General features: G+C 67.9%; 1 protein-coding gene and 1 pseudogene. Both read left to right on the top strand.

The genetic code is table 11. The annotated features are described in order from the left end of the window. Positions 1–288: pseudogene (locus UK23_RS47875) on the top strand (sugar ABC transporter permease); the annotation flags it as partial. Further along, positions 285–972 (top strand): carbohydrate ABC transporter permease (locus tag UK23_RS47870; RefSeq protein ID WP_045318531.1); only part of this gene is annotated, 688 nt, incomplete at its 3' end. The pseudogene UK23_RS47875 and the gene UK23_RS47870, both read left to right, overlap by 4 nt.

The following is a 972-nucleotide window of genomic DNA, read 5'->3' as shown; positions in this document are numbered from 1 at the left end:
GCGCTGCGGATCAAGATCCCGCTGATCATGCCGTCGCTCGTGCTCACCTTCTTCTTCTCCACCATCGCGACGCTGCAGGTGTTCGCCGAGCCGATGACGCTTCGCCCCCTGACCAACTCGCTGAGCTGGACCTGGAGCCCGTACATGAAGGTCTACCGGGACGCCTTCGTCCAGGGTGGTCTGCACTCGGCCGCCGCCACGGCGGTGGTGATCGCGGTGGTGACGCTGGTGCTGTCGTTCGGCTTCCTCAAGGTGGTCAACAGGCGTGCCGCGGAGCGCACACCATGAGCGCCCTGCTGGTCGAACCCCGGGTGAAGCCGTCGGTGTCTGCGCGGGCGGCTCGTCGCACCTCGTGGCTGTCGACGTTCCTGCTGCTGCTGGGAGCGGTCTACTGCCTGGGCCCCGTGCTGTGGGTGGTGATGGCCGCCACCAAAAGCCGCAGCGAGCTGTTCAGCACGTTCACCTTCCTGCCCGGCAGCGGGCTCTTGGCCAACCTCTCCGAGCTGTCGGCCTACCGCGACGGGGTGTACTGGCTGTGGATGCTCAACTCGGGGCTGTACGCCGGTGTGGGCGCCCTGTTGTCCGCGGCGGTGTCCGCGGTGAGCGGGTACGCCCTGGCGAAGTACTCCTTCCCCGGCCGTGGTGCCGTCTTCACCGTGATCCTGGCCGGGGTGCTGATGCCGCCGATCACCCTGGCCGTGCCGCAGTACCTGCTGCTGGCGAAGGTCGATCTGGCGGGCAGCTACTGGTCGGTGCTGCTCCCCAGCATCCTGAGCCCGTACGGCATCTACCTCGCCCGCGTCTACGCGGCCGCGGCGGTGCCCGACGAGGTGCTGGAAGCGGCACGGGTGGACGGCGCCCGCGACCTGCGGCTGTTCACCTCGATCGCGCTTCCGATGATGCGGCCGGGCCTGGTGACGATCTTCCTGTTCCAGTTCGTCGCCATCTGGAACAACTTCCTGCTGCCCTACG

Source organism: Lentzea aerocolonigenes (assembly GCF_000955955.1).
Classification (GTDB): Bacteria; Actinomycetota; Actinomycetes; order Mycobacteriales; family Pseudonocardiaceae; genus Lentzea; species Lentzea aerocolonigenes_A.
The sequence above is the reverse complement of the archived record's forward strand: the minus strand, read 5'-3'. Positions and strand labels throughout refer to the sequence as shown.